This window comes from Streptomyces katrae, assembly GCF_000966975.1.
Taxonomy (GTDB): domain Bacteria; phylum Actinomycetota; class Actinomycetes; order Streptomycetales; family Streptomycetaceae; genus Streptomyces; species Streptomyces katrae.
The window spans coordinates 1-1892 of record NZ_JZWV01001600.1 but is presented as its reverse complement, the minus strand read 5'-3'; the positions used below and the strand labels follow the sequence as shown (position 1 = coordinate 1892).

The window sequence follows — 1892 nt, the reverse complement described above, 5'->3', positions numbered from 1 at the left end:
GGCTGCTCCGAGACCGCCCCGCCGGGACCCCGACCACCGGGCATCCCGGCCGGCTGGTCACTCCCGCCAGGCGGGCTCCCGTCCCCCTGCCCACCGCCCCGCAGCCGGGGGGCGGTGGGCAGCCACCGCCAAAAAGCTGGCCGGAACGCAGCGGGGCCGGACACCCCGTGGTGTCCGGCCCCGCGTGCGTGGTGGTTACTTCTCCGTCACGCCCGCCGAGTCGAACGTGGCCACCTCGTGCATCGCGCGGGCCGCGCTCTGGACCAAGGGGAGGGCCAGGAGGGCGCCCGTGCCTTCGCCGAGGCGGAGGTCCAGGTCGACCAGGGGGCGCAGGCCCAGCTTGTTCAGGGCGGCCACGTGGCCCGGTTCCGCGCTGCGGTGGCCCGCGATGCAGGCCGACAGGGCTTCGGGGGCGATGGCGCGGGCCACCAGGGCGGCGGCGCCGGCGCTGACGCCGTCCAGGATGACCGGGGTGCGCAGGGAGGCGCCGCCGAGGATCAGGCCGACGATCGCGGCGTGCTCCAGGCCGCCGATGGCGGCCAGGACGCCGATCGGGTCGTTCACGTCCGGCTGGTGGAGCTCCAGGGCGCGGCGGACGACGTCGACCTTGCGGGCGTGCGTCTCGTCGTTGATGCCGGTGCCGCGGCCGGTGACCTCGGCCGGGTCGACACCCGTGAAGACGGAGATCAGGGCGGCGGACACGGTCGTGTTCGCGATGCCCATCTCGCCCGTCAGGAGCGCCTTGTTGCCCGCCGCGACGAGGTCGCGCGCGGTCTCGATGCCGACCTCGATGGCCGCGATGGCGTCCTCGCGGCTCATCGCGGGGCCCGCGGACAGGTCGTCCGTGCCCGGGCGGACCTTGCGCGGCAGCAGGCCCGGGGTGGCGGGCAGGTCGCCCTTCACGCCGACGTCGACGACGCACACCTCGGCGCCGACCTGGTTGGCGAAGGCGTTGCAAACGGCCCCGCCGCCCAGGAAGTTGGCCACCATCTGCGTGGTGACCTCCTGGGGCCAGGGGGTGACGCCCTGGGCGTGGACGCCGTGGTCGCCGGCGAAGATCGCGACGGCGGCCGGCTCCGGGATCGGCGGCGGGCAGACCCGGGACAGGCCCGCCAGCTGCGCGGAGATGATCTCCAGCATGCCGAGCGCGCCGGCGGGCTTCGTCATGCGCTTCTGCCGCTCCCAGGCCTCGCCGAGCGCCTTGGCGTCGAGCGGGCGGATACTGGCGACGGTGTCGGAGAGCAGGTCGTGCGGGGCCTCGCCGGGCAGCGCGCGGCGCCCGTACGTCTCCTCGTGCACGACCCAGGCCAGCGGGCGGCGCTGGGCCCAGCCCGCCTGCATCAGCTCCGGCTCCTCGGGGAACTCGTCCACGTACCCGACGCACAGGTAGGCGACGACCTCCAGGTGCTCGGGGAGGCCGAGGGCGCGGACCATCTCGCGCTCGTCGAAGAAGCTGACCCAGCCCACGCCGAGGCCTTCGGCGCGCGCGGCGAGCCAGAGGTTCTCGACCGCGAGGGCGGAGGAGTACGGGGCCATCTGCGGCTGGGTGTGCCGGCCGAGGGTGTGGCGGCCGCCGCGGGTGGGGTCGGCGGTGACGACGATGTTCACCGGGGTGTCGAGGATGGCCTCGATCTTCAGTTCCTTGAACTGCTTGGCCCGGCCCTTGGGCAGCGACTTGGCGTAGGCCTCGCGCTGGCGCTGGGCGAGCTCGTGCATGGTGCGGCGGGTCTCCGCCGACCGGATGACGACGAAGTCCCAGGGCTGGGAGTGGCCGACGCTGGGGGCGTGGTGGGCGGCCTCCAGGACGCGCAGCAGCACCTCGTGCGGGATGGGGTCGGTGCGGAAGCCGTTGCGGATGTCGCGGCGTTCGCGCATGACGCGCAGCACGGCCT

1 protein-coding gene is annotated in these 1892 nt (G+C 74.7%); it reads right to left on the bottom strand.

Annotated features, from left to right (window positions below; all coding sequences use genetic code 11):
• Positions 1 to 195 precede the first annotated feature (195 nt).
• On the bottom strand, positions 196 to 1892 hold a 1697-nt coding region (gene cobT / locus VR44_RS39535), incomplete at its 5' end, for a nicotinate-nucleotide--dimethylbenzimidazole phosphoribosyltransferase (protein WP_045952531.1).